Below are 25,368 nucleotides of genomic sequence, written 5' to 3' on the forward strand. Positions count from 1 at the left end.
ATGAGCGGCATCCGGCGCATCAACCCGCGACGCCCCTTCCGGATCACGCGCGAGGGTATCCGCCGGATCGTGTTGGGAGAGGAAGGCGACGCCGGCGACATCACGCTGTCGCCCGTGGCGAGAGCAGCTTCCAAGCCGCTGCGCCTCGTCGGCGAGGCGACGGCGACCCTGCTGGTCGTGGCGCATAGCGATCGCGGCGCCCTCGATGCGCCGGCCCGCGAGGCGATCGCCGCCGCCGCGATCCTGGCCGATCCCGCGACCGCCGTACTGGTGCTGGTTCTGGGCGATCTGGCGGAGGAACTCGGCCCCTTTGGCGCGGACCGGATCCTCGTCGTGCCGGAATGCGGCAATGGCGCCTTTCTGCCGGATCTGGAGGTGTCGGTTCTGTCCGACGTCATCGATCGCTTCCAGCCGCGCCATGTCCTGATGCCGGACAGCCCGACGGGCACCGGCGATCTCGGCCGACGCGTCGCGGCGGCGCTGGACGCCGAGATTGCAACCCATGTCGTCGAACTGAAGCCAGATTCCGTTGCCTGCTACCGGCAAGGCGGCACCCTGCTGGCGCGGCGCGGCCTGCCGCGGTTCATCCTGCTCGATCCCGGCGCGATCGATGCTGCCTTGCCGTTTCGCGGCGCCGGCGAGCGGCTCGACTACGCCGCCCATGCGGTGGCACCGGGCCTCTATCGCGATCTCGGCCTCAAGCCGGTCGCGGGGGCAGCGCTGCCGCTCGAAGAGGCCGATTTCATCGTCGCGGCCGGCAACGGCGTTCGCGACGTCCCGACGCTCGAAGCGGTGGCGGACCTGTTTGGCGCCGCGATTGGCGCCAGCCGCGTCGCCGTCGAAGATGGCCGCTTCCCCAGGGACAAGCAGGTCGGCGCCACCGGCAAGACCGTCCAGGCCAGCGTCTATATGGCAATCGGCATTTCCGGCGCCGTGCAGCATCTGCAAGGAATCCGCGCCTGTCGGCATGTCATCGCCATCAACAGCGATGCCAGCGCCCCGATTGCCCGCCGCGCCGATCTGACCATCGTCGCGGACGCGCAGGCGGTCATGCAGGCGCTTGTGAGCGAGACCGCCAGGCGCAACTGGCCGGGCGATGCCCTCGATGAGGCGCGGGCCGATGGATAGCTGGCAGCTCCGCATCGCCGTCCTCGTCTCGATCGGCCGCAACCCGGTGAGCGGCGCGGCGCGGCCGAACCGCAACGATCTGCTGGCGCTGGAACTGGCGCGCAAGGCCGGCGGCGAGGTCACGATCCTCCATGCCGGCGACCCGAACGAGCCCGCGCTGGCCGATTACCTCGCCTATAGCGCCGCACCGCTCGAGACCATTCCTCTGCCGGGCGGGCAGGACATCGTACCGGCGCTTGCCGCGCGCTTGCAGGGCTTCCACCTGATCCTGACCGGCAGCCGGACGGAAGGCGGCGAGGCCAGCGGCATGCTGCCCTATGCGCTGGCCAAGCGCCTCGGGCTGCCGATCGTGGCGCAGGCGCTGGATCTCGCCGTGGCCGAGGGCCAGGCCGAGATCACGCAATTCCTGCCGAAGGGCCAGCGCCGCCGCGTGACGGTTGGCCTTCCCGCGATCATCGCCGTGCATCCGATGGCGCCGCTCGCGCCGCGCTACAGCCATCTGCGCCGCGTCTCGGGCCAATCCGTGGCCTTACCGGCACCCGCCTTGACCGAATCCGCATCGACGGCATGGCGCACCGAACCGGCCAGGAAGCCGGTCGTGCTCAAGGCGGGGGAGAAGAAATCCGGCCATGCCCGCATGGCGGCGGCCATCACCAGCGAGAGCAAGGGCGGCACCCTCGTCACCGACGGCACCCCGGCCGAAAAGGCGCAGGCGATCCTCGCCTATCTGCGCAGCCACCGACTGATCGAGTTCTAGAGCCTTTCACCGTTTCCCTGAAGCGGAGAAAGGCTCTAACTCCTTGTGGGGTCGCGTTTTCTTCACGCGAACCGGTACCCACCTCGCTCGAAAACGCTCTAGGCGCGCCTCACCTTTGCGCCGTCCGCCAGTTCGCGGCGACGTGGTAGCGCGCCTGGGCAGCAACCAGCATCGGCCGGCCGAGGATATGGTCTGCCGCCTTCTCGCCGATCATGATCGTCGGCGCGTTGAGATTGCCGGTCGTCACCGACGGCATGATCGAGCTGTCGACGACGCGCAGCCCCTCGACGCCGATCACCCGCGTTTCCGGATCGACCACCGCCATGCGATCACTCGCCGCCCCCATCTTGCAGCTGCAGGAGGGGTGATAGGCGCTTTCGACCTTGGCGCGGATGAAGGCGTCGATGGCTTCGTCGCTGACCACATCCGCGCCCGGCTGGATCTCCCGCCCGCGATAGGGCGCGAAGGCCGGCTGGGCGAAGATCTCGCGCGTCAGCCGCACGCAGGCGCGCATCTCGGTCCAATCGTCGTCATGGCTCATATAGTTGAAGCGGATGGTTGGATGGACATGCGGATCGCGCGAGGCGAGCTGGACATGGCCACGGCTCTTCGAGCGCATCGGCCCGACATGCGCCTGGAAGCCATGCTCTGAGGCAAGCCCGCTGCCGTCATAGGTCACGGCCATCGGCAGGAAATGGTACTGGATGTCGGGATAGCGGATGCCCGGGCGCGAGCGGATGAAGCCGCAGCTTTCGAAGTGGTTGCTGGCGCCGAGGCCGGTACCCGTGGTCAGCCACTGCGCCCCGACCATGCCCTTGCCGACCAGCCCGGACCACGCATAGAGCGTGATCGGCTGCGTGCAGGCCATCTGGAAATAGAACTCCAGATGGTCCTGCAGATTCTCGCCGACACCCGGCCGGTCCGCGACCACCGGAATGTCCAGCGACTGCAGTTCACCGGCGGGACCAATGCCCGAGAGCTTCAGAAGCTGCGGCGAGTTGATCGGCCCGCCCGAGAGGATCACCTCGCGCCGGGCGCGGACCTCCCGGGAAACGCCGCCCTGCTCATAGCGGATGCCGACCGCGCGACGCCCCTCGAACAGGATCGCCGTCGCGAGCGCATGGGTTCGGACCTCGAGATTGGCACGGGCCATGGCCGGCTTCAGAAAGGCGTTCGCCGTCGACCAGCGCACGCCATCTTTCACCGTCATGTCCATCCGGCCAAAGCCTTCCTGCTGCGCGCCATTGATGTCGTCGGTGGTGGGATAGCCGGCCTCGGCCGCCGCCTGGATGAAGGTCCTGTAGAGCGGGTTCTCCAGCGAGCCATAGCGGGTGGCGAGCGGCCCATCCTGGCCGCGCCAGTCGTCGCCGCCCTCCTCCCGCGCCTCGGCCCGGCGGAAATAGGGCAACACGTCGCGATAGCCCCAGCCGACGGCGCCCTCCTCCTTCCAGCGTTCGAAATCGAGCGGATTGCCGCGCACATAGACGAGGCCGTTGATCGAGGACGATCCGCCCAGCACCTTGCCGCGCGGGCAGTGCAGCCGGCGCCCGTCGAGATGAGCCTCGGGCTCCGTCTCATAGCGCCAGCTGTAGCGCGCCATGTTCATCGGGATCGACAGCGCCGCCGGCATCTGGATCAGCATTGACCGATCGGAGCCGCCATATTCGAGCACGAGGACGGTATGGCGGCCATCCTCGGTCAGCCGGTTGGCCACAACCGAACCGGCGGAACCCGAGCCGACGACGATATAGTCGAAGCTTTCGGCGTTCCCGTTCGGCACGGCATCCTCCTGAAGCGTTTTCGAGCGAAGTGGCCACCGGTTCGCGTGAAGAAAACGCGATCAAACAAAGAACTGGAGCCATTCCGTGTTTCCATGAAACACGGAATGGCTTGGAATCAGTAAGGCGAGTCGATGGATCCCAGATTGACGTAGACGCTCTTCAGCTGGGTGTAGTGCTCGAGCGCCGCCTTGGAGTTTTCGCGACCGAGGCCGGATTGCTTGAAGCCGCCGAAGGGCAGTTCGATCGGCGTGACGTTGTAGTGGTTGATCCAGCAGGTGCCGGCCTGCAGCCGCGCGATGACCCGGTGCCCGCGCGCCAGATCGCGGGTGAAGACGCCGGCTGCCAGGCCGAAGGGCGTGTCGTTGGCCCGCGCGATCGCCTCGTCCTCGTCGCGGAACGACAGCACCGCCATGACCGGCCCGAAGATCTCCTCGCGCACGATCGTCATGTCGTCGGCGCAGCCATCGAAGATCGTCGGCGCGACGAAGGCGCCCTTCGAAAGCGCGCCATCGACGACGCGGTGGCCGCCGGTCAAGAGCCTGGCGCCCTCGGCCTTGCCGCGCTCGATATAGCCGAGCACCTTCTGCATGTGCGCTTCCGAGATCAGCGCGCCGACCTGGGTTCGCGGATCGAGCGGGTCGCCGACGATCATCCGGTTGGTGCGGGCGACGAGCTTTTCCAGAAACGCCTCGCGCACGCTTTCCTGCACAAAGACGCGGGTGCCGTTGGAGCATACCTCGCCGGCCGAATAGAAATTGGCAAGCAGCGCACCGGAAACGGCATCGTCGAGATTGGCGTCGTCGAACACTAGCAGGGGCGACTTGCCGCCCAGTTCCAGCGTCACCTGCTTCAGCGTCTCGGCTGCGTCCGCCATTACCTTCTTGCCGGTGCCGACCTCGCCGGTCAGCGAGATCTTGGCGATATCGGGATGGCGCGTGAGCAGCCGTCCGGTCTCGGCAAAGCCCTGCACCACGTTGAAGACGCCGTCCGGAACGCCGGCTTCGGTCATGATCTCCGCCAGCTTCACCGCCGTCAGCGGCGTCAGCTCGGCCGGCTTGAAGATCATCGCATTGCCGGCGGCGAGCGCGGGGGCCGCCTTCCAGCAGGCGATCTGCAGCGGATAGTTCCAGGCGCCGATGCCCGCGGCGATGCCGAGCGGCTCGCGGCGCGTATAGCCGAACGCTTCGGGCCCGAGATCGACATGCTCGCCGGTGATGGCGCCCGCCAGGCCGGCGAAATAGTCGATGCAATCCGCGCCGGAAAGCACGTCGACAACGGAGGTTTCCTGGATCGGCTTGCCGGTATCGAGCGTCTCCAGCCGCGCCAGTTCGTCGTTGCGCTCGCGCAGGAGGCTGGCGACGCGCTTCAGGATCTGCCCGCGCTGGCTGCCGGTCATCGCCGCCCAGATCTTCTGGCCACGCCGCGCGCTTTCCACCGCCGCCTCGATCTCGGCCGGACCGGAGATCTCGATTTCGGCGAGGGTCTCGCCGGTTGCCGGATTGATCGTGGCGAAGCTGCGCGCATCGACGACCGGATGGGCGCGGCCGTCGATGTGATTGCGGATGGCATGGTTGCGGCCACCCTGGCTCGTCGGCGGCTCGGCGATCGCGGCGCGCGGCCGGACGGCCGCCAGTTGCGCATCGACGAAGGCGGTGGCGATGGCGCGCGCCCCGGCGCCATGCGGCTCGCCTTCGGCCGCCAGAGTCTCGCGTAGCCAGAGCCCGTCGATCACCGCCGCGATGGCGATCGCAATCGACTGCGCCTCGCGCGCCGGCACGATCTGCTTCAGGCCATGGCGCAGATTGGAGAGCATGCGGCGCTGATAGACGTTCTGCACGCGCTTGAAGCGGGCCGAATGGATCACCTGGCCCCAGAAGGCCAGCCACACGCTGGCGGTGCGGCGGTCGAACTCCTCCGGCGCCAGATTGGCGTCGATGACGGCCTGGATCCGCTCGCGCGGCGTGCGCGCCTGCGCCAGCCGGATCGACACCAGACGGGCGAGCCGGCCGGCGAGATGGCGCAGCGTTGCCTCCAGCAGGCCTTCCTTGTCGCCGAAATAATGCGCGACCAGCCCGGGCGAGACGCCGGCGCGGCGGGAAATATCCATCAGCGTACAGGCGGCGAAACCGACATCGGCGAGCGATTCGATCGTCGCCTCGATCAGCTGCCGTCTCCGGACGTCCTCGGCTTCGATCCGGACGAAACCGGCCTCACGCATGACATATCCCTTCCGCCATCAACCGGCCCCATGGTCCGGCATCTTGATTGAACAAGCAATCAATAATTGCGTGACGCGGGATACGCGAGCGCACTTCCGCAGCGTCATAAATGACGAAGAATGACTCGTTTGCTTAGAAACTCGGCTCTATCGAGCATTGAACGAACAAACAATGCGCGTTTCAGAGCGTCCTTTTTGGGGTTGATTGGGCAGATAACGAGGAGCGGTGGACACATCGCCACGGGGACTATCACCAGATCCAATGTATAGGACGCTTCATCGCGCCCTGTGCTGCGCTATGCTTGGTGGAGAGCAGCGGCCGTTTCCGCATGGCCGCCCCTTGGGAGAATTCTGAATGCTCAATTCGATCCTGTCGAAGTCCGTGGCGGTCGCGGCCTGCCTTGTTGCGCTCGCCGGCACCGCCCATGCGGCCGAGCCCGCTTCCTGCAAGACCGTGCGTTTCTCCGATGTCGGCTGGACCGACATTTCGGCGACCACCGGCCTGACTTCGCGCATCCTCACCGGGCTCGGCTATACACCGAAGCTTCAGGTGCTGTCGGTGCCGGTCACCTACGCCTCGCTGAAGAACAAGGATATCGACGTCTTCCTCGGCAATTGGCTCCCCTCGATGGCCGCCGATCTGAAGCCCTATCAGGATGACGGCTCGGTAGAAGTGGTCGGCGTCAATCTCGAAGGCGCGAAATATACGCTCGCCGTGCCGAGCTACCTGTTCGACGAGGGACTGAAGACCTTTGCCGACATCGCCAAGTTCAAGGACAAGCTCGGGGGCAAGATCTACGGCATCGAGCCCGGCAATGACGGCAATCGCCTGATCCTAGACATGATCAAGGCCAACAAGTTCGACCTCGGCTCGTTCGAACTGGTGGAATCCAGCGAACAGGGCATGCTCTCGCAGGTCGATCGCGCCGGTCGCCGCGAAGAGCCGATCGTCTTCCTCGGCTGGGCGCCCCATCCGATGAACGAGAAGTTCAAGATGGAATATCTCGACGGCGGCGATGACGTCTTCGGGCCGAATTTCGGCGGCGCGACGGTTTCGACCAGCGTTCGCAAGGGCTTCCTCGAAGAATGCCCGAATGTCGGCGCGCTGATCAAGAACATGAAGTTCACCCTGCCGATCGAAGGCCAGGTCATGTCCAGCATCCTCGATGGCGGACTGGACCCGGACGCGGCCGCCACCGCCTGGCTCAAGGCCAATCCGGCCGCGCTCGACGGCTGGCTTGCCGGCGTCAACACGATCGACGGCCAGCCCGGCCTGCCGGCCGTCAAGAAGAGCCTCGGCCTCTGACCTAAATCCCGCCCCTGTCGACGCCGGTTCGCCGGCGTCGACATCGAACGCACTGCAAGACCGGGCGAGAATGCGACCGCCCGGACGGTCTCTAACGACCGCCGGAGACCCTTCCCATGTATAGCTGGCTGACCGAGCACAAGATCCCGCTGGGCTCCTGGATCAAGACCTTCGTCGACTTCCTCAATCTGCACGCGCAGGGGCTGTTCGACTTCATCTCGCTGGTGCTCGGCTCGCTGATCGACGGCCTGACCAATCTGCTGATCCTGACGCCGCCGCTTCTGCTCATCGCCATCTTCGGCGCGATCGCCTATGCGCTGCATCGCTCGATCCGCCTGACCGCCTTCACGGTCATCGCCTTCCTGCTGGTGATCAATCTCGGCTACTGGCAGGCGACGCTCGAGACGCTCTCGCTGGTGATCTGGGCTACCGTCGTCTGCGTCGTCGTCGGCGTGCCGATCGGCATCGCCGCCGCGCACCGGCCCTGGCTCTATGCCGGCATCCGGCCGATCCTCGACCTGATGCAGACCATCCCGACCTTCGTCTATCTGATCCCTACCCTGGTTCTGTTCGGTCTCGGCGCCGTGCCCGGCCTGATCTCGACCGTGATCTTCGCGATTCCCGCGCCGATCCGCCTGACCCATCTCGGCATCTCCTCGGTACCGAGCCAGTTGCAGGAGGCCGGCAAGGCCTTCGGCGCCACGCGGCGGCAGCTGCTCTACAAGGTCGAACTGCCCCATGCGATGCCGACGATCATGGCCGGCGTCACCCAATGCATCATGCTGTCGCTTTCCATGGTGGTGATCGCCGCCCTCGTCGGCGCGGACGGGCTGGGCAAGCCGGTGGTGCGCGCCCTCAATTCCGTCAATATCGGCATGGGCTTCGAGGCAGGCGCGGCCATCGTGCTGCTCGCCATCGTGCTCGACCGCGTCTGCAAGCGCCGAGAGCCCAAAGCGGGGAAGCGCTGAGATGGCGGCGATCGAATTCCGCGATGTCGACATCGTCTTCGGCGACCGCCAGAAGGAAGCGCTGGCGCTGATCGACAAGGGCGCGACACGCGACGAGATCCTGGTCCAGACCGGCTCGGTGCTTGGCGCCGCCGGCGTCAACCTGACGGTCGAACGCGGCGAGATCTGCGTGCTGATGGGGCTTTCCGGCTCCGGCAAATCCACGGTGCTCCGCGCCGTCAACGGCCTCAACACGGTGGCGCGCGGCAGCGTTTCGGTCTCGCACGACGGCAAGCCCGTCGACGTGGCGGCCTGCGGCGAGGCCATGCTGCGCGAGATCCGCATGCGCACCGTCTCGATGGTGTTCCAGCAATTCGGCCTCCTGCCCTGGCGCTCGGTGCGGGAAAATGTCGGTTTCGGCCTGGAGATCCGCGGCATTGCGAAAGACGAGCGCAAACGCATCGTCGACGAGAAGCTTGCCATGGTCGGGCTGACGCAATGGGCCGACAAGCACGCGCATGAACTTTCCGGCGGCATGCAGCAGCGCGTCGGGCTGGCGCGCGCCTTCGCGACCGATGCCGACATCCTCTTGATGGACGAGCCTTTTTCGGCGCTCGATCCGCTGATCCGCGACAAGATGCAGGACGAGTTGCTCAGCCTGCAGAGCCGGATCCAGAAGACCATCCTGTTCGTCAGCCACGACCTCGACGAGGCGATGAAGCTCGGCAACAAGATCGCCATCCTGGAGGGCGGCCGCATCGTCCAGGCCGGCACGGCGGAAGAAATCCTGCTCCGCCCGGCCAACGCCTATGTCGCCGAATTCGTCAAGCATACCAACCCGTTGAACGTGCTGCGCGGCCGTTCGGTGATGACGCCGGCCCGGGCGCTGCGCCGCGCCGAGGGCGCCGTCCTGCTCGACCGCGAGGGCCTGGTCCGCATCCGCGTCGACGCCGCAGACCGGCCGGTCGGCGTGGAGGTGAATGGCTGCGAGGGCAAGCTCGGCGTCGTCGAGGGCGATGCGGCCCACTTCGACACGCCCTGCGATATCATCGTCGCGCCGGTGGATCTCAAGCTCAACGCGGCGATCGCGCTGAAGCGGCAATCCGACCACCCGATCGTTTTCGTCGACCAGTTGGGCCGCCTCGCCGGCCTTTGCGGCGACGACGAGATCTATGCGAGCCTGCTCCGCCGAAACGCCTAAGCCTCAGACAATTTTGACGATTTCCGTCTGGGTTGGGGTCGTCACCGTGGGTCCGGCGACGGGATCGAGGAAGACATTGATCTCCAGCCGGACGCCGAATTCCGGCAGATAGATCGCCGGTTCAATGGAAAAGCCGGTGCGCGGCAGGATACGGCGGGTGTCGTGGGTCTCGAGGTTATCGAGATTGACGCCGAGCCCGTGCAGCCGCTTGCCCGGCCCCATGCTGTGGCCGGTGCGGTGATGAAAATTGTCGCCATAGCCAGCGGCTTCGATGATGCCGCGCGCCACATCGTCGACCTGCCAGCCTTCCAGCGTCTTGCCGTTTTCCCAAGCGGTTTCAATCGCTTGCAGCGCGGCGTCGCGGGCGTGGCGGACGATGTCGAAGACGGCCTGAAGCTTTTCCGGGATAACCGCGCCGGCATAGGCGCCCCAGGCGATGTCGGAATAGACGTTGCGCTCGCCGGGATAACGCGCCCAGAAATCGATCAGCAGCCAGTCGCCGGCGCCAATCGTCGCCGATCCCTCCGGCTTGGGCTCGTAGGAGACGATGCCGGAATGGCCGTTGACCTGCACCACCGGCTGGCCTTCCGTCTCCAGGCCGAGGCGGTCGAACTCGGAAAAAATGAACTGCTGCAGCTCATATTCTGTTAGCGGCTTGTTAACCGCGATGGCGGTTTTCGCCCGGTCGAAGGCGGCGTCCTTGATGCCGGCGACGACGACGCAGGCGCGCTTGTGGGACTCGATCGCAAAATCGTCCCAGGCGGCGGCCGAGACCTGGAACAGATCGGCCGAGGTGACGATCCGGTAGTCCCAGCTCCGCAGCAGCTCGACCGTGCCGGCATCGGCCCAGGCGACCGTCGGCACGCCGCCCTCCTCCGAATATTCGAGCGCGAGCGTCTTGGCCCCTCCGAGCAAGTCGCGCAGCATCGCCCGCATCTCGACCCAGCCGCGGAAGATCCGCTTGTCGATTTCGACGTCGTGGAAGAAGAACTGGTCGACGGTATGGATGAGCAGCACCGGCGAACCGGATCGCGGCACGATCAGGAAGGCGCGGCGGGTCGGGTTTCGGACGACGCCCAGGATGTGCCAGAGCAGCGGATTGCTGCCGCGATAATCGACCAGCAACCAGGCATCGATGCCCTCTGCCTGCATGAAGCGCTGGGCGGCGTCGAGATTGAACATGGTGGTCCTCAGGCTCAGTCGGACTCCCTCTCCCTCTGGGATAGGCGTGGGGTGAGGGTCTTGCTTGTTCGTCAGCCGGGTTAAAGGAAGAAAGCCTCTCACCCAACCCTCTCCCGCGGGCGGGAGAGGGCTGGGTAGAGCCCTATCCCCTCCAGAACGTCCTTCCCGGATGGTCGTCGCGCAATTGCCTCTGGCCTTTGCCATAGAGGCTCTCGCGGAAGGTCGAGCCCTCATAGCCCGGCCGCATCAGGCCGCGGCGGCGCAGTTCCGGCACGACATATTTCACTGTGTCGACGAAAGTGCCGGGGCGGATGGCGTAGGTGATGTTGAAGCCGTCGAGGTCGGCGATCTCGGCCCAGCGCTGCATCTCGTCGGCGATCGTCTTGCCGGAACCGACGAATTTCGGCCCCATGCCGCCGACGCCCATGTAATGGGCGATGTCGCGCAGCGTCCAGACGATGTCGGGATCGGCGTCCGAAAACAGATGCCGGGCGAAATGCGAGGCGTTCGGGTTGATCTCCGTCAGCGGCATGTCCGGATCGAATCTCGAAACGTCGAGGCCGACCGGGCCGGCAAACTGCACCATCGCCCCCTCGTAATCGGCATAGGACAGCAATTCGGCATATTTCTCCTCCGCCTCGCCATCGGTTTCGGCGGCGATGATGGTGGTGACGGCGAACGCCTTGATGCTGCGCGGGTCGCGGCCGAGCGCCGCGGCGCGGGCGCGTACATTGGCGACGACAGGCGCGATCACCTCCGGCCGCGTGCCGTGCACGAAGACGCCCTCGGCATGGGTAGCGGCGAATTGCTGGCCGCGTGACGACGAACCGGCCTGGAAGAGCACAGGCGTTCTCTGCGGCGACGGCTCGGCGATGAAGGCGTCCGGGACAGTGAAGTAGCGGCCCTGATGCGCGATCGGATGCACCTTGGACGGATCGACATAGACGCCCCTCGCCTTGTCGATGACGACGGCATCGTCCTCCCAGGAGCCCTCCCAGAGCTTGTAGAGCACCTCCATGAACTCATCGCCGCGATCATAGCGCTCGTCATGCGAGAGTTGCTCGCCGGGGCCGAGATTGCGGGCGGCGCTGTCGAGATACGACGTGACGATATTCCAGCCGATGCGTCCCTGGCTCGCATGGTCGAGGCTCGTCATCTTGCGGGCGAAAGAATAGGGCTGCTCGTAGGTGAGCGAGACGGTCGCGGCGAAGCCGAGGTTCGTCGTCACCGCCGCCATGGCGGAAATGACCGAGAGCGGGTCGTTGATCGGCACCTGCGTCGCGGTGCGAAGCGCCGCGTCCGGCTTGCCCTGATAGACGTCCAGCATGCCGAGCACGTCGGCCAGGAAGATCGAGTCGAACCCCGCCCCTTCCAGCATCACGGCCAGTTCCGTCCAGTAGGTCAGGTCCTTGTAGCGATGCGACTGGTCCTCGGGATGACGCCACAGGCCGGACGAGATGTTGACCGGCGAGCAGTTCTCGAAGGCGTTCAGATGAATCGTTCGGGCGGTCATGCGCGGTTCCCGGTGCTGGCTTCTCCCCTCTCCCTGAGGGAGAGGGGAGGAACAGTATCACTCCGCCGACCCCACCGGTTCGGCGTCCTGGTAAGCTCTGGCGACGGCTTCGATCGCCGCGTCGATGTCGACGCTCTGGCCAAGAGCAGCGAGCGCCTGGCCATAGGCGACGACATTGGCGAGTACCGGCCGATAGGCGGCGCGGATACCGGTATGATTGAGACGGACCAGCAGATGCTCGACACCGCCGACGCCGAGGCTGATCGCAGCCCCTTCGAATCCGCCCGATGCATCGACCAGCGCCTGCGGCTCGACGCCTGCCGGAACCGGCGCCGCCGTCACCAGCGCCGAGGCGGAACCGTCATCCTCGATCCACGGCGGGACACCAAGCGCCCGGAGGCCGGCGCGCGTCGCCCGGGCGGCAAGCTGGTGGCGCTCGATCACCGTCTCGATGGCGTCTTCTTCCGCATCGATCCGGTCGAGCGCCGCATCGAGCGCCCAGAATTCCAGCGGCGCCGGTGTGCCCGGCAGCGCATCGGCGCCGAGATCCAGCCATTTCTCCTTGAGATCGAGCAGCGACAAGGTAGAGAGCCGCAGCGCCGGCTCCTCGGCGATCTTTGCCCATGCCGCCTCGCTGACTGAGATGGCGGAAAGGCCGGCCGGGCCGCCCAGCCCCTTTTGCGGGCCGATGACGGCGATGTCGATCCCCAGAGTCTGGACCTCGAACTGGTGCGCACCGATCGAGGCGACGGCGTCGACCACCAGCAGCGCGCCGCGCGCCTTGGCGCTCTCGGCGATCTCCGGCAGCGGGTTCAAGACACCGTTCGCGGCCTCGCCATGCACGAGCACGACGACATCGACCTCGGCCATCGCGTCGAGCGCCGCCTGGAAGACCGCGAGATCCACGGGCCGGCCAGGTTCGGCCACGACATTTTCCACCACCGCGCCACCCCGGCGCAGCCAGGTGGCAAAGTAGTCGCCATACATACTGGTGACGACGTTCAGAACCTTGAGCCCCGGCTTGGCGAGGCTGGCGGCGACTGCTTCCAGCGCCACGACCGCTTCCGCCTGGACGAAGACGACATCGTCGAAGCTTCGCATCACCGCGCCGATCCGGTCGGCCAGCAGGGCATAGCCGACATCGGGATAAGCGGGCGGATCGAGCAGGTCTTCGGCGGCAAACTGGGTCATCGATTTCGATCTCTTGCTGGAACCGGGTCCGGGGGAAGGCTGGCCTTTACCCTCTCCCTGAGGGAGAGGTCGGACCGACAGATCCGCGTGAGGGTTTAGGGAACTATTCGGTGAGGTCGTAAACCCTCACCCGCCGGCCTTCGGCCGTCGACCTCTCCCTCAGGGAGAGGTGAAGTAAGCCGACAGCTCATTCACCCACCTCCAACCCCTGCCCGCCCCGAACGTCGCGAAAGCTGGAAGCAGAGCGCCGCGAGGCCGAGCAGGGTTACCGTGAACAGGAACACGACCGTCGCCGCCGCATAGACGGAGGGCGCCGGACCATATTGCAGGCTGCCATAGAGATAGACCGGCAGCGTGTTGACGGTCGGCGTCGTCAGGAAGGCAGCGACGACGAGATTGTCGAAGCAGAAGGCATAGGACATCAGCCCGCCTGCCAGGATCGCCGGCAAAAGCTGCGGCAGCACGATGAACCACAGCGTCTTCAGCCGCGTGCTGCCGAGATCGGCGGCAGCCTCCTCCAGCTTTGGATCGAGCGTCAGGGCGCGGGCGCGCACGATCAGCGCCGTGACCGCGATGGCGGCCGGCGTGATGCCGGCGATCAGCGTCGCCGCCCCCAGCGGAATGCCGGTCACGGCATAGAACAGCAGCAGCGAGACACCGATGACCACTTCCGGCACGATCAGCAGGATATAGGTCAGGCCCGACAGCCATTTTCGCACGGAGGGACTCGGGTGGCGCACCAGCGCGTAGCCGAGCGAGGCGCCCATGCCGAGCGCGATCAGCGCGGCCCAGAAGGCGACATAGAGGCTGGTCTGGACCGAGCGGCGCAGGGCCAAGTCGTTCCAGGCGGCCGGGTACCACTCAAGCGTCCAGCCGGTGAAATTCGACGTCTGCTTGCCGACGACGCCGAGATTGAACGAATAGATCATCGAGATGGCGAGCGGCGCGAACAGGAACAGGATCGCGAGGCCGAACCAGAGCGTCAGCCCGGCATCGGTGATGCGCTTCTGCCGGCCATCCATGCGGACGCTCATGCCGCCACCTCGGCAAAGCCCTTGGTGAGCCGGGCGAGCGCGGCGACGACGACCGCAACGGCGATGAGCACCAGCACCGCCATGGCCGAGCCGAGCGCATAGTTCTGCGATTGCAGATATTGCGACGAGATCGCCTGCCCCATCAGCACGCCGCGACTGCCGCCGAGCAGCTTCGGGATCACCATCTCACCCAGCATCGGCACGGCGGTCAGAAGCACGGCGGTGGCGATGCCCGGCCGCGCCATCGGCAGGGTCACCGCCCAGAAGGTCTGGAAGCGGCTGGCGCCGAGATCGCGGCTCGCCTCGAGCAAAGCGGGCGGCATGCGGTCGAGCACGACGAAGAGCGGCACGATAGCGATCGGCAGATAGGCATAGACCATGCCGATGAAGACGGCCGTCTTGGTGTCGAGCAGGTCGAGCGGCCCGTCATGCAGATGCAGGAAGTTCAGCACCCCCTCGAACACGCCGCCGCGCGCCAAGAGGATCTGCCACGACATGACGCGGACCAGGAAGGACGAGAAATAGGGAATGAGGATCAGGACGAGCGCCAGCGTGCGGAAGCGCCCGGCCTTTCGCGCGATGAAATAGGCGACGGGAAAGGCGACGGCGAGGCATAATGCCGAGGCGGTGATCGCAAACTGCACCGTGCGCAGGAAGGTCGAGAGGTAGAAGCCGGAAAGCGCGGTCTGGTAGTTCTTCAGCGTGAAGCCGAGCTCGACCGCGCCGAACAGCGAATTGCCGAAGGAATAGACGACCGTGAAGGCGAGCGGCGCCAGGAAGAAGATGGCGAGCCAGGCGGTCGGGATGGCGGCGAACAGCTGATCGGAAACCCGCGCCGGGGGCGCGCGCTTGGATATCGGCTGACTATGTTGGCTCGCGGAGATCATCGGCCCTTTGGAACAAGATACATCGACACGGCGCCTGCTTCTTTAGCGCGCGATGAGGAAACCTTCGCGCAAGGAAGGTCCCTCACCCCAGCGCTCTCCCGCAAGCTGTAGAGGGGGCGGACGGAGCTTATTGCACCGTCGAGACAGCCCCGGATCAGGCTCCGCCATCATCCTGAGGTGCTTCGCGTCAGCGAAGCCTCGAAGGAGGGTCCAGCCAGGCAATCCCGGCGTCTCCTGGATCCTCCTTCGAGGCCCGGCTTTGCCGGGCGCCTCAGGATGATGGTCGAGTCATGCGAAGGCTATTTCCCAGAGAGGAAGCCCGCACTTCACCCCCCCGCCGCGGCCTGGATCTCGGTCTGCACCTCGAGATAGACGCCGATCGTCGCAGGATCGACGACGAAGGAGGTCAGCTTGGAGAAGTCGAGATCCTTGCCGCCGAAGATCAGGTCGGCGTTCTTGGTGTCGGCCGGCAGCTTCTCCCGCAGGCCGGCCAGCGCCGCCGGGAAGCCGATATATTGGGTCTCCGCAAGCTGGACTTCGGGCTCGAGCTGATAGGACAGGAAGTCATAGACCTGGTCGAGGTTCGGCGCCTTGGCGGGGATGGCGTAATTGTCGACCCAGAGTTCGCTCATCGGGCCCGGCACGACGAATTTCAGCTTCGGATTGAGGCCGATGGCGGCGCGGGCGGTGCCCTGGTTGGTCTGGGCCAGCACGATCGAGCCATTGGCGAGCTGGTTCGGGTCGAGGCCGGAGAACGTCTTCACATGCTTGGCGAAGGCCTTGATCTCCTCGCCGGCGGCGCGGATCTCGGCCTCCGTCGCCTTGTTCCAGTCCTTGCCATGCGTCCAGAGCGACATGCCGATGGTTTCCCAGCCCGAATCCGACAGCCGCACCTTGCCGCTGACGCCGGGTTTGGCGCCCGCATCGAGGAAGTCCTGCCAGGTCTTGATCTCAGCCCCGACGGCTTCCGGATCGTAGACGACGCCGAGCACGCCCCAGTCCTTCGGGATCGAATATTTGTTGCCGGGGTCATAGTCGCGATCGAGCAGCGCCGGGTCGAGCGAGGCAAAGTTCAGCCGGTTATGGTCGATCTCCTGCAGCAGGCCCTTGTCGGCCATTTGCTTGATCCAGCTCGAGCTCGGGATGACGAGATCGAAATCGGCGCCGGCCGGGCTGTTCAGCTTGGCGAACAGCGTCTCGTTGGAATCGTAGGAGGTGATGTTGGGCGTGACGCCCGACTTGCGCGTGTAGTTGGCTAGGCTCTGATTGGAGAAATAGTTCGGCCAGGAGAAGACGTTGAGCGTGCCGCCGGTGGTCTCGGCCGAAGCGCCGCCCGGGAAGGCCGAGCCGACGGCAAGCGCCGCCGGGGCCGCGCCCAGCAAGCCGAGAACGGCGCGGCGGCTGAAGCCCGCGCCGCGAAGGGAACCGTTGGGAAGAAGCAGATGCCGGGTCATGACGGGGATCCTTGTCAGGAGGACGGACGAAGGGAGTTGGCAACGGGCTCGTCGCGATAGGCGCGCGCGGCACGGTCCGCGAAGGAGACCAGGACGGCGTCGCCGGGATGGCGCTCGATGCCGTCCGAACTAGCGCGGCGCTCGATCGATTCAAAGGCGATGCCGCCGGCCGTCACCGCGCGCAGCCGCAGCGAGGGGCCGAGCGCCACGGCGTCGACGAGGCGCGCGGTGAAGCGGTTGGGGCCGGAGGTGCTGTCCGCCGAGGCGGGGGAGAATTGGGTTTCTTCCGGCCGGACGATGACCAGCGCCGGATCGCCGGATTTCAGCGCGGGGTCGATATGCGAGGCCGCGAGGGGGCCGAGGTCGGAGAGAAGCGCCCCGTCCTCGCCGAGCGTGGCGCGGATCTGATTGGCGCTGCCGACGAACAAGGCGGTCCAGGCATTGACGGGGCGATCATAGATCGTGGCGGGGTCGCCGACCTGCTCGAAGCCGCCATGGCGCATTACCGCGAGCCGATCGGCCATGCCGAAAGCCTCTTCCTGGTCATGCGTGATGTAGATGAAGGTGGCGCCGAGCTCGGTCTGGATGCGGCGAAGCTCGCGCTGCATTTCTTCCCGCAACTTGCGGTCGAGCGCCCCGAGCGGTTCGTCGAGCAGCAGCACGGCCGGTTCGTTCGCAAGCGCCCGGGCGAGCGCCACGCGCTGCTGCATGCCGCCGGAAAGCTGGTTCGGCTTGCGGTCGCCGACATCGGAAAGGCGGACCAGCTCGAGCAGTTCGCCGGCCTTCCTGCGGCGGGCGCTGCGGCCGACGCCGCGCATCCTCGGGCCATAGGCGACGTTGTCGATGACGCTCATATGCGGAAATAGCGCGTAGCTCTGGAACACCGTGTTGACGTCGCGCCGCTCGGCTGGAACGGCCGTGACATTCTCGCCCGAAATCCAGACGGAGCCTTCGTCGGGCGCCTCGAACCCGCCGATGATGCGCATCGCCGTGGTCTTGCCGCTGCCGCTCGGGCCGACGATGGCCAGGAATTCGCCGCGCGGCACCTCCAGCGACAGGCCGGACAGCACCCGCTCACCGCCAAAGCTCTTGGCGATGCCATGCAGCGCGACTGCGATCGGAGGGAGACTTTGCGTCATGGGCGATTGCGAACCGGAAGCCGGGAGGGGCCGCGGCGGGAAAACCGCCGCCAGACAACTAGTACGGGGACCCCCGGCAAGAATCGAGTTGGATTGTTGCCAAGATCCGGCCCGGCTGAGTTTCTTGTTCCGCTTTTGCGCCGGAGGGGCAAATCCTCGTCAGTTCAAGGGGTTGACCGTGGCGCCGCCGGCAAGCTCGGCGGCCGCGCGGCGCACAATCTCGGCAATCGGGACATCGACCGCGACGGGAAGCACGTCGGGCTCGTCCGCGCCGGGACGCTCCAGCGTCGCATACTGGCTGTCGAGCAGGCTCGGCGGCATGAAGTGGCCCTTGCGCGCGCCGAGCCGGTCCTTGACCAGCGATTGCGGCGCATCGAGGAAGACGAAGCGGATCGGCTGGCCGGCGGCAGCGCGGATGCGGTCGCGGTAGATCTTCCTGAGGGCCGAGCAGGCGACGACGATGCCGGCGGGATGGGCCGCGCGGTCGCCCAGCGTCGCGCCGATCCTGTCGAGCCAGGGCCAGCGGTCGTCGTCGACCAGCGGCGTGCCGCTCGCCATCTTGGCGACGTTCGCCGGGCTGTGCAGGCCGTCGCCGTCGACGAAATCGATGCCGAGCGCTTCGGACAGCCCCTCTCCGATGCTGGATTTGCCCGAGCCGGAGACGCCCATGACGATGATGGCGAGCCGCGCGGGCGCGCCCTGTTCCGATTGCGTCGTCACCATGAAATGCGTTCCGCCCCACCCCGTTGAGAAACCACCGGACAAGGCATAGCGCGAGCCGAGGGCGAACGTCCACCGGGGAACAGCCCGCCTGGCGCGACCGCGCCACCCTTCCCCTGCGGGAGGATGGCGCGAGGCGGGCTCAGCCGCGCATCTCGCGCAGCAACGCGTCGATCTTGATCGTGGCGAAGGCGGAGAACGTGTCCGAGACGGCATAGGGCAGGACGAGATAGTCGCCGTGCCGCATGGCGCCACAGGTGTAGACGACGTTCGGCACATAGCCCTCCCGCTCGGACGGTTCCGGTCGCACCAGCGGCTCGCTGGAACGCGCGAGCACCTTGGACGGATCGTCCTTGTCGAGCAGCACGGCGCCGATCGAATATTTGCGCACAGGGCCGACGCCGTGGGTCAGGAGCAGCCAGCCCTCGTCCAGTTCGATCGGCGAGCCGCAATTGCCGATCTGCACGAATTCCCACGGGAAACGCGGCCGCAGGATGGCGACGCCGCCATCCCAGGAGAACAGGTCATCCGAATAGATCAGGTACAGGTTCTCATTGTCCTGCCGGCCGATCATGGCGTAGCGGCCATCGATCTTGCGCGGGAACAGCGCCATGCCCTTGTTGCGGGCGGCGCTGCCGCGCATCGGTCCCATGCGGAAGGTCTGGAAATCCGTCGTCTCGATCAGCTCGGAACGGATCGCGCTGCCACTATAGGCGGTGTAGGTCGCGTAATAGGTCTTGTGGGCGCCATCGTGGAATTCCACGAAGCGCGCATCCTCGATGCCGTTCGACTGCGAGGCAGTGATCGGGAAGATCAGCCGCTCGCTGAGGTCCTCCTCCGGCGAGAAGGCGAGTTCGACAGCCTCGCCGTCCAGCACCGGCGCACGCCCCACCACTTTCGGCACAGAGGCCAACCGAACCGTCGGGTCGACAGTGACGATGCCCTCGGCGGTCACCGTCCCCGAGCGGAAGGTGAGCGACGAGATATGGCCCTCGCCGACCGACCGCAGGCTGAGGACGAAACGTTTCTCGCCTTCCCCCGCGCCCGACTGGTCGGGATGCGGCACGATGCTGGGATTGAACAGCGCCGCCGCCTCGAACGAATATTCATGCAGGAAATAGGCGCCGATCAGCTGGCGCTGGATCCGGCTGAAGGGGGGATGCGGATCGAAGGCCTCTTCCATCTCGTCGCAGCGGAATTCGAAGGTCCGCAGCAGGTTGCGGTGGCGGCCGTCGAAATTCTCCAGCACGTCGATCAGCTGGCTCGCGGCCGCCTCCGGGTCGAGGCCGAGCACGCGATCGACAATGTGGTTGGCGCGCGTCTTCTCCTTCGGATTGAGATCGCGCGGTTCGGTCGCCGGCTTAAACGGCCGAACCACGACGCGAGCAGGATCCGGGCGCAGGTAGAGCGCCTGGCGGTTCAGGAAGGTGGCATGTGTCAAGTCGACTTCGCCTTGCTTGGTGAGAAGGGGGGCGAATTCAAGCACGGAGCGCTCGCAGCTCCGGTTTCACACGATCGCCGCTCAGGCGTGCGAGCTGGCGCATCTCGGCCAGGCTCAGAAGATAGGACACGACGGATTCACCTCCGCGGTTTTCATTGGCGCGATCGGGATGGAGCCCGTCGCGGCAACTGCCCGTCTCGGGATCGACAAGCGACACCGAGAGGTCATTCTCGCCGAGGAACCAGCCAAAGGCGCGCTTCGCCTCGACTGTCCACGACAGGTCGCCATCCGCCCTCCAGGCCGCGAGGCAGGCGGAAATGGTGGCGGTAGCCTCGAGAGGCTGCTGGTCGAAGGCGAGCGGCGGCTTGCGCTGCTCGCCGAACGTCGCGCTGCCGACCGGGCGGAACTGCCCCTTGGGCGAGGTCTGGATCTGGATCAGCCAGCGCAGGCTGCGCAGCCCCGCCGCAAGGTGCTCCGCATTGCGGGTCGCCCGACCGGTGGCGATCAGGGCCTGAGGCAGACGCGCATTGTCATAGGCGAGGCCATTCTCGAACCACACCCAATCGTCCGTTTCTGTCTGTGCCAGGATGGCCATGAGCCTGTCTGCAAGCAGTGCGCGGTATCGTTCGGCAATAGGATCGCCCGGAAATGCGGCGCAATAGGGATCAAGCCCGAGCAACGCGAAGGCCCAGGCGCGCGGCGAGCCGAATTCCTCGACCGTGGGCAGCGCGGCAATGAACAGCGACGCAGCCCACCGCCTGCGCGAGGGGCTCGCATCGCTGGCGGACGCCTCGCCCAACGCCCAGAGCGTCCGGCCATGGCTGTCCTGCGAGCCGCGATCCTCCAGCCAGCGCCGGTCAAAACTCATGAAATTGCGGAAATACCGCGTGTCCGGGTTCCAGGCATGCTGGATGAAGGCGGCGAAGCGGGCCGTGAGCGGCTCCGAGAGCCGCTGCTCACCCGACTTGTTGAGCGCGCAGGCAACCAGCAGGGCGCGGGCATTGTCGTCGACGCAGTAGCCGTGGTGGCGGTCCGGCACGGAATGGACCGCATGCTGGAACAGGCCGGTATCGTCGCACATGGCAAGCAGGTGGCCGAGCTGCATGGCCGGCGGCGGCGCACTCGCCAGCCTCGACGCATTGGCAGGGGCGATCAGCTTCAGGCGATCGCCGCGCCGCGCCGTCTCGAAGGTCGCCAGATAGCGCTTGGCCGTGCTTTCCCATGTCATCGACCGGCTGGTCGAATAGGCCCGCTTGCGCATGGCCTCGCGACGCGAATGGTTGGTCAGCAGGTCGGCTATGGCGCCGCCCGTCGCCTTGGCGTCGCCAAACGGCACCAGCACGCCCCGGCCGTCCGAAAGAAGCTCGCTCGCGTGCCAATACGGCGTCGACACGACGGCCTTGCCGAGACCGAAACTGTAGGCCAGCGTTCCCGAGGTCATCTGCGCTTCATTGAGGTAGGGCGTCACATAGACGTCGCACATGGCGATGAAATCGAGCAGCGTGTCGCGGTCGACGAACTGATCCTCGAAGACGACATGGTCCTCGACGCCGAGATGGCGCGCCCGTTCGACGAGACTGTCGCGATAGCTCTCGCCCTGGTCGCGCACGAGATTGGGATGGGTGGCGCCCAGCACCACATAGACGGCGTCCGACCGGCTCTCCAGGATCTGCGGCATCGCGTCGATCATCACCTCGATGCCCTTGTTCGGCGACAGCAGGCCGAATGTCAGGATCACGGTGCGATCGTCGAAGCCGAGCTTGGCCTTGACCGGCTCGGGATCGACGAAATCGAAGTCCGGGATGCCGTGCGGAATGACGTCGATCTTGTCGGCCGGCACGCGGTAGATGGTGCGCAGCAACTCGCGGCCCTTCTCGGCCATGACCACGATCCGCGAGGACAGGTCGATGATGCGGTCGAGCGCACGGCGCTGCGCATCGGTCGGCTCGGCGAGAACCGTGTGCAGCGTGGTGACAACCGGCATGTCCAGCCGCGCCAGCAGCGCGATCACATGACTACCGGCTTCACCGCCGAAGATGCCGAACTCATGCTGCAGCGACACGACATCGAAGCCGCCCCGATTGAGATAGTCCGCCGCCGCGACATAGTCTTCCAGCGTGGCTTCCTGGATCTCGAGCGCGACGCTCGCCGGGTAGTCGTAGCTCCGGCCACAATCCGTCATGGCGATGATGGCGGTATCGGCCGTGCCGGTCGCCGCGATCGCCTGCTGCAGATCGGTGGTGAAGGTAGCGATGCCGCAGCGGCGCGGTAGGGAGTTGCCGACGAAAGCCACCCGCGTGGTGGTCGAAGTCCGGTGTACAATGGTCATAGACGAACCTCCGTGGTGCGGAGCGAGGCGCCAGCCTTTCCGCCGGGATGAGAATTCGGTGCGGCGGCCCGGCGGGCTGCCAGATCTACGACGGTCGGATCCGGCGTCTCCAGAAGATCGCGGTGCGGTTCCGGTCCGAGATAGGCGCAAAGCGCGGTCAAGCCGCCTTCGCCCGCGCTGATCGTGCAACGCTCATGATCGAGAAAGACGGCCTCGCCGACGGCCACATGCGTCGGCCCGAGCGTCGCGTCGCCATCGAGGCCCAGGATCCACGTCTCGCCGGGCGCATTCACGACGCGCGTCATGTCCGGCCCGAGCGTCACCCGTTCCAGCACGAAGAAGGGGTTGGCGATCAGGACGGTGCGCGACGGCCCGAGCCGCTGCGGCTCGGGCTGGGCTTCCGGCGGACCGGCATGTGCGACCGCGACGCCGTCCTCGACATGCAACTCGCGCTTGCGGCCATAATCGAACAGCCGAAACGTCGTATCGCTACGCTGCTGGATTTCGGCCAGCACCAGCCCCGGGCCGATCGCATGGATGGTGCCGGCCGGGATGGAGACAACCTCGCCGACCCGGACAGGATGCCACTGGACGAGATCGGCGATCGAGCCGTCTTCGATGGCGGCGCGCAGTTCATCCGGCTGGATCGCGCGCTTCAGGCCCACGGCGACGGCGGCGCCCGGTTCGGCCGCGAGAATGTACCAGGCTTCGGTCTTGCCGTGCGGCTGGCCCATCTTGTGCGCGTAGGCGTCATCCGGGTGAACCTGGATCGAAAGCGGCTGGCTGGTGAAGAGAAGCTTCAGGAGAAGTTCCGGGTCCGCGACGTCCTGGCTCTTGCGCTGGAACCAGATCTCGCCCACCGCGTCGGGATCGTCATGGATATCGTTCCACGGCCGCAGGTCGTTCTTGCCCCAGGGCTTGCGGACGGCTCGCATGGATGCGTGTTCGATTGTCATGAATCGCTCCTGTTCGTGCTTTTCAGACAGTCGACGTGAAGATGGCCGCGGCGAACTGCCAGCATCGCCATCACCGAAGACATCGACACAACGCGTGCAGCGCTGCTCCGTTCCCAGAAACGTCTCGCAATTGCGAAGGCTTCCGTTTCGTCGCTTCCGGCGCGGGCGAGCGGCCCGCGCGGCCGCGCTCTGCCCGCGTCGACCAACCCCGGAATGCGGTTGTGGAATGCGACACGAAACACGCCTGGCGAGAGAGAATGACAGCGCCGTCATAGACGCTTGACTCCGGGGCCGGCGCGCGATTAATGCAACTGGTCTGCTGGTCCGATCAGTCCATTAGTAGGTGCCATGTCGTCGTCGGCGAAAGTCAGTGATCCCGGCCTCATCGCGGAGCTTCCGACCTTTCGGGAAGCAATCGTGAAGCGTCCGCTGACGACCGTCATCAGCGACAAGATCGCCACGCTGATCGCCTCCGGCATCCTGCAGGTCGGCGATGCGCTGCCGAGCGAGCGCCAGCTTGCCGATGCGCTCAACGTCAGCCGTGACGCCGTGCGCGGCGGCATCCAGATGCTGGCGGCGCGCGGCATTCTCGAGATTTCGCACGGCGCCCGCACCCGGGTGCGCAGCAACGAGGTCGGACCGGTCGCCGTCGGCTTCGCCATGGCGCGGGCCGTCAATTCCTACGACATCGAATCGGTGCATGCGGCGCGGCTGCTGGTCGACCGCCAGGTGGTCGCCGACGCGGCGCGCAACATCGACGATGCCGGCATCGCCGTGCTGGAGGCGCTGCTGGAGGCGCAGACGGAGACGCTCGACGATCCCGTCCGCTTCCTGATCAGCGACCGCGAATTCCATGTCGCGCTCTACCAGGCGTCGGGCAACCCGCTGCTCGCCGACATCAGCACCGATCTCTACGCCTACATGATGCAGTACCGGCGCGAGGCGATGGCCTCTCCCGGCGCGATCGCCACCAGCTATGCCGACCACGTCGCCATCGTCGCCGCCGTCAAGGCGCGCGATCCCGACGCTGCCGCAGAGGCCTTCGCCGCCCATACCGGCCGCATCTACACGACGACGCAGCCCTTCCTGAAGGGGGGCGGCTGACGCGAATTCGGCGGGCCGCGACCGAGGACGTGCGGCCCCCGTCGACCCTTATCTTCAACGCAGCCGATCATGGCTGATCAATGGGAGGAACACCATGGAACGCAGGACATTCCTGAAGCTTGCCGCCGGCACGACGATGCTCGCCGGCGCCGGTCTCGGCGGCATCTCCGCCGCCGGCGCGGCGACCAAGGAGATCGTCTACCTGACGCCGGGCCTCGACCTGCCCTTCTGGCGCTATCTGTCGAAGGGCATCGAGGAAACGGTCAAGGCCAAGGGCTTCAACTTCCAGGCGCTCGACAGCCACAACAGCGCCGAGACCCAACTCCGCAACGCCCAGGATTCGATCGCCCGCGGCGTCGCCGGCATCATCATCTCGCCGACCGATTCCTCGACCGCGCCGAGCGTGCTCGCGCTCGCCCAGAAGGCCGGCATTCCGGTCGTCATCGGCGATATCGGCACCAATAGCGGCGAGTTCGCCTCTTTCATCTCGTCCGACAACTACAAGGGCGCGCATGACGTCGGCGTCGCGCTCGCCGAGGCGCTGAAGAAGAAGGGCTGGGAAGGCGGATCGGTCGGCATCGTCGCCATCTCGCAGGCCCGCAAGAACGGCCAGGCCCGCACCAAGGGCTTCCTCGACGGCCTCAAGGAAGGCGGCTTCACCGGCAAGGAAGCCGGCCTGCAGCAGATGCAGAGCTACACCGCCGACGAGACCTTCAAGTTCACGCAGGACATGCTGACGGCGAACCCGGACATGCGCGGCCTGTTCATCCAGACCGACCAGCCGGCCATCGGTGCCCTGCGCGCCATCAAGGCGGCCCGCCGCAACGGCGAAGTCCTCGTCGCGGCCTTCGACGGCATTCCGGAGTTCGTCGACCTGCTGAAGTCGGGCGACCTCGTCGTCTCCGGCATGCAGCAGCCCTTCCTGATGGGCGTCAATTCCGGCGAGGCGCTGCTTGAAGTGCTCGACGGCAAGACGCCGAAGACCGAGATCACCGTGCCGATCGTCGCCATCACCAGCTCCAACATCGAGCAGGAACTGCCGACCATCCGCCGGACCGTCTTCGCCAACGAAGTCTGATA

20 protein-coding genes are annotated in these 25,368 nt (G+C 66.2%); 7 read left to right on the forward strand and 13 right to left on the reverse strand.

Annotated elements, in window-relative coordinates:
• Together OSH10_RS02525 and OSH10_RS02530 are read left to right on the forward strand one after the other, a co-directional pair.
• The gene (locus tag OSH10_RS02525) at positions 1 to 1,128 is read left to right on the forward strand and encodes an electron transfer flavoprotein subunit alpha/FixB family protein (protein ID WP_266329939.1); all 1,128 of its coding nucleotides are present in this window, start codon (positions 1 to 3) and stop codon (positions 1,126 to 1,128) included.
• Positions 1,121 to 1,885, forward strand: coding sequence for an adenine nucleotide alpha hydrolase family protein (locus tag OSH10_RS02530; RefSeq protein ID WP_266329940.1), 765 nt, complete (start codon positions 1,121 to 1,123; stop codon positions 1,883 to 1,885). The genes OSH10_RS02525 and OSH10_RS02530 overlap by 8 nt, the downstream gene beginning before the upstream one ends.
• 109 nt (positions 1,886 to 1,994) lie before the next feature.
• Here OSH10_RS02530 and betA read toward each other — a convergent pair whose 3' ends face one another.
• Both betA and betB read right to left on the reverse strand, forming a co-directional pair.
• Complete coding sequence (gene betA / locus OSH10_RS02535) at positions 1,995 to 3,665, reverse strand: choline dehydrogenase (protein WP_266329941.1); 1,671 nt, start codon at positions 3,663 to 3,665, stop codon at positions 1,995 to 1,997.
• Between the two features lie 116 nt (positions 3,666 to 3,781).
• Entirely contained in the window at positions 3,782 to 5,884 is a 2,103-nt protein-coding gene (gene betB / locus OSH10_RS02540) for a betaine-aldehyde dehydrogenase (protein ID WP_323181543.1), read from the reverse strand.
• 355 nt (positions 5,885 to 6,239) lie between these two features.
• Here betB and OSH10_RS02550 point away from each other — a divergent pair, with 355 nt between their 5' ends.
• From OSH10_RS02550 to choV, 3 genes are all read left to right on the forward strand, one after another.
• Positions 6,240 to 7,190 carry a choline ABC transporter substrate-binding protein gene (locus tag OSH10_RS02550; protein WP_266329942.1) on the forward strand — a complete coding sequence of 317 codons (951 nt, stop codon included), beginning with the start codon at positions 6,240 to 6,242 and terminating at the stop codon, positions 7,188 to 7,190.
• Positions 7,191 to 7,306: 116 nt separating this feature from the next.
• Positions 7,307 to 8,158: a choline ABC transporter permease subunit gene (choW, locus tag OSH10_RS02555; RefSeq protein WP_266329943.1), complete on the forward strand. Its 852-nt coding sequence runs from the start codon at positions 7,307 to 7,309 to the stop codon at positions 8,156 to 8,158.
• A gap of 1 nt (position 8,159) precedes the next feature.
• Entirely contained in the window at positions 8,160 to 9,338 is a 1,179-nt protein-coding gene (gene choV / locus OSH10_RS02560; protein ID WP_266329944.1) for a choline ABC transporter ATP-binding protein, read from the forward strand.
• Between the two features lie 3 nt (positions 9,339 to 9,341).
• Here choV and OSH10_RS02565 read toward each other — a convergent pair whose 3' ends face one another.
• The 11 genes from OSH10_RS02565 to OSH10_RS02615 form a co-directional block, all read right to left on the reverse strand.
• Positions 9,342 to 10,520, reverse strand: coding sequence for a M24 family metallopeptidase (locus OSH10_RS02565; RefSeq protein WP_266329945.1), 1,179 nt, complete (start codon positions 10,518 to 10,520; stop codon positions 9,342 to 9,344).
• Positions 10,521 to 10,662: 142 nt separating this feature from the next.
• Complete coding sequence (locus OSH10_RS02570; protein WP_266329946.1) at positions 10,663 to 12,033, reverse strand: LLM class flavin-dependent oxidoreductase; 1,371 nt, start codon at positions 12,031 to 12,033, stop codon at positions 10,663 to 10,665.
• Positions 12,034 to 12,090: 57 nt separating this feature from the next.
• Positions 12,091 to 13,224: a pyridoxal-phosphate-dependent aminotransferase family protein gene (locus OSH10_RS02575; RefSeq protein ID WP_266329947.1), complete on the reverse strand. Its 1,134-nt coding sequence runs from the start codon at positions 13,222 to 13,224 to the stop codon at positions 12,091 to 12,093.
• Positions 13,225 to 13,415: 191 nt separating this feature from the next.
• Positions 13,416 to 14,258 (reverse strand): ABC transporter permease, encoded by an 843-nt coding sequence (locus OSH10_RS02580; protein WP_266329949.1) that lies wholly within the window; start codon positions 14,256 to 14,258, stop codon positions 13,416 to 13,418.
• Positions 14,255 to 15,145, reverse strand: coding sequence for an ABC transporter permease (locus tag OSH10_RS02585; protein ID WP_266329951.1), 891 nt, complete (start codon positions 15,143 to 15,145; stop codon positions 14,255 to 14,257). Before OSH10_RS02585 ends, OSH10_RS02580 begins: the two co-directional genes overlap by 4 nt.
• A gap of 326 nt (positions 15,146 to 15,471) precedes the next feature.
• Positions 15,472 to 16,599 (reverse strand): ABC transporter substrate-binding protein, encoded by a 1,128-nt coding sequence (locus OSH10_RS02590; protein ID WP_266329953.1) that lies wholly within the window; start codon positions 16,597 to 16,599, stop codon positions 15,472 to 15,474.
• Positions 16,600 to 16,613: 14 nt separating this feature from the next.
• Positions 16,614 to 17,738 carry an ABC transporter ATP-binding protein gene (locus OSH10_RS02595; RefSeq protein ID WP_266329954.1) on the reverse strand — a complete coding sequence of 375 codons (1,125 nt, stop codon included), beginning with the start codon at positions 17,736 to 17,738 and terminating at the stop codon, positions 16,614 to 16,616.
• A gap of 159 nt (positions 17,739 to 17,897) precedes the next feature.
• Positions 17,898 to 18,461 carry a gluconokinase gene (locus OSH10_RS02600; RefSeq protein ID WP_266329955.1) on the reverse strand — a complete coding sequence of 188 codons (564 nt, stop codon included), beginning with the start codon at positions 18,459 to 18,461 and terminating at the stop codon, positions 17,898 to 17,900.
• A gap of 139 nt (positions 18,462 to 18,600) precedes the next feature.
• Positions 18,601 to 19,899, reverse strand: a complete 1,299-nt coding sequence (locus OSH10_RS02605; RefSeq protein WP_266329956.1) for a glycoside hydrolase family 130 protein — start codon at positions 19,897 to 19,899, stop codon at positions 18,601 to 18,603.
• 37 nt (positions 19,900 to 19,936) lie between these two features.
• Positions 19,937 to 22,228, reverse strand: coding sequence for a glycosyltransferase family 4 protein (locus OSH10_RS02610; RefSeq protein ID WP_266329957.1), 2,292 nt, complete (start codon positions 22,226 to 22,228; stop codon positions 19,937 to 19,939).
• Entirely contained in the window at positions 22,225 to 23,184 is a 960-nt protein-coding gene (locus tag OSH10_RS02615; RefSeq protein WP_266329958.1) for a class I mannose-6-phosphate isomerase, read from the reverse strand. The genes OSH10_RS02610 and OSH10_RS02615 overlap by 4 nt, the downstream gene beginning before the upstream one ends.
• Positions 23,185 to 23,532: 348 nt before the next feature.
• On the opposite strand from OSH10_RS02615, the gene OSH10_RS02620 reads away from it, so the two are divergent.
• Together OSH10_RS02620 and OSH10_RS02625 are read left to right on the forward strand one after the other, a co-directional pair.
• Entirely contained in the window at positions 23,533 to 24,288 is a 756-nt protein-coding gene (locus OSH10_RS02620) for a FadR/GntR family transcriptional regulator (RefSeq protein ID WP_407660650.1), read from the forward strand.
• A gap of 94 nt (positions 24,289 to 24,382) precedes the next feature.
• Complete coding sequence (locus OSH10_RS02625) at positions 24,383 to 25,366, forward strand: substrate-binding domain-containing protein (RefSeq protein WP_266329960.1); 984 nt, start codon at positions 24,383 to 24,385, stop codon at positions 25,364 to 25,366.
• Positions 25,367 to 25,368: the final 2 nt, after the last annotated feature.

It is taken from the genome of Kaistia defluvii, from assembly GCF_026343955.1.
In the GTDB taxonomy this organism is placed as follows: domain Bacteria; phylum Pseudomonadota; class Alphaproteobacteria; order Rhizobiales; family Kaistiaceae; genus Kaistia; species Kaistia defluvii.

Bases quoted from the DNA above. Each gene is read 5' to 3' on its own strand.
- OSH10_RS02525 (WP_266329939.1), top strand. From the start codon at position 1: ATGAGCGGCATCCGGCGCATCAACCCGCGACGCCCCTTCCGGATCACG.
- OSH10_RS02530 (WP_266329940.1), top strand. From the start codon at position 1,121: ATGGATAGCTGGCAGCTCCGCATCGCCGTCCTCGTCTCGATCGGCCGC.
- betB (WP_323181543.1), bottom strand. From the start codon at position 5,884: ATGCGTGAGGCCGGTTTCGTCCGGATCGAAGCCGAGGACGTCCGGAGA.
- OSH10_RS02550 (WP_266329942.1), top strand. From the start codon at position 6,240: ATGCTCAATTCGATCCTGTCGAAGTCCGTGGCGGTCGCGGCCTGCCTT.
- choW (WP_266329943.1), top strand. From the start codon at position 7,307: ATGTATAGCTGGCTGACCGAGCACAAGATCCCGCTGGGCTCCTGGATC.
- choV (WP_266329944.1), top strand. From the start codon at position 8,160: ATGGCGGCGATCGAATTCCGCGATGTCGACATCGTCTTCGGCGACCGC.
- OSH10_RS02565 (WP_266329945.1), bottom strand. From the start codon at position 10,520: ATGTTCAATCTCGACGCCGCCCAGCGCTTCATGCAGGCAGAGGGCATC.
- OSH10_RS02570 (WP_266329946.1), bottom strand. From the start codon at position 12,033: ATGACCGCCCGAACGATTCATCTGAACGCCTTCGAGAACTGCTCGCCG.
- OSH10_RS02575 (WP_266329947.1), bottom strand. From the start codon at position 13,224: ATGACCCAGTTTGCCGCCGAAGACCTGCTCGATCCGCCCGCTTATCCC.
- OSH10_RS02580 (WP_266329949.1), bottom strand. From the start codon at position 14,258: ATGAGCGTCCGCATGGATGGCCGGCAGAAGCGCATCACCGATGCCGGG.
- OSH10_RS02585 (WP_266329951.1), bottom strand. From the start codon at position 15,145: ATGATCTCCGCGAGCCAACATAGTCAGCCGATATCCAAGCGCGCGCCC.
- OSH10_RS02590 (WP_266329953.1), bottom strand. From the start codon at position 16,599: ATGACCCGGCATCTGCTTCTTCCCAACGGTTCCCTTCGCGGCGCGGGC.
- OSH10_RS02595 (WP_266329954.1), bottom strand. From the start codon at position 17,738: ATGACGCAAAGTCTCCCTCCGATCGCAGTCGCGCTGCATGGCATCGCC.
- OSH10_RS02600 (WP_266329955.1), bottom strand. From the start codon at position 18,461: ATGGTGACGACGCAATCGGAACAGGGCGCGCCCGCGCGGCTCGCCATC.
- OSH10_RS02610 (WP_266329957.1), bottom strand. From the start codon at position 22,228: ATGACCATTGTACACCGGACTTCGACCACCACGCGGGTGGCTTTCGTC.
- OSH10_RS02615 (WP_266329958.1), bottom strand. From the start codon at position 23,184: ATGACAATCGAACACGCATCCATGCGAGCCGTCCGCAAGCCCTGGGGC.
- OSH10_RS02620 (WP_407660650.1), top strand. From the start codon at position 23,533: ATGTCGTCGTCGGCGAAAGTCAGTGATCCCGGCCTCATCGCGGAGCTT.
- OSH10_RS02625 (WP_266329960.1), top strand. From the start codon at position 24,383: ATGGAACGCAGGACATTCCTGAAGCTTGCCGCCGGCACGACGATGCTC.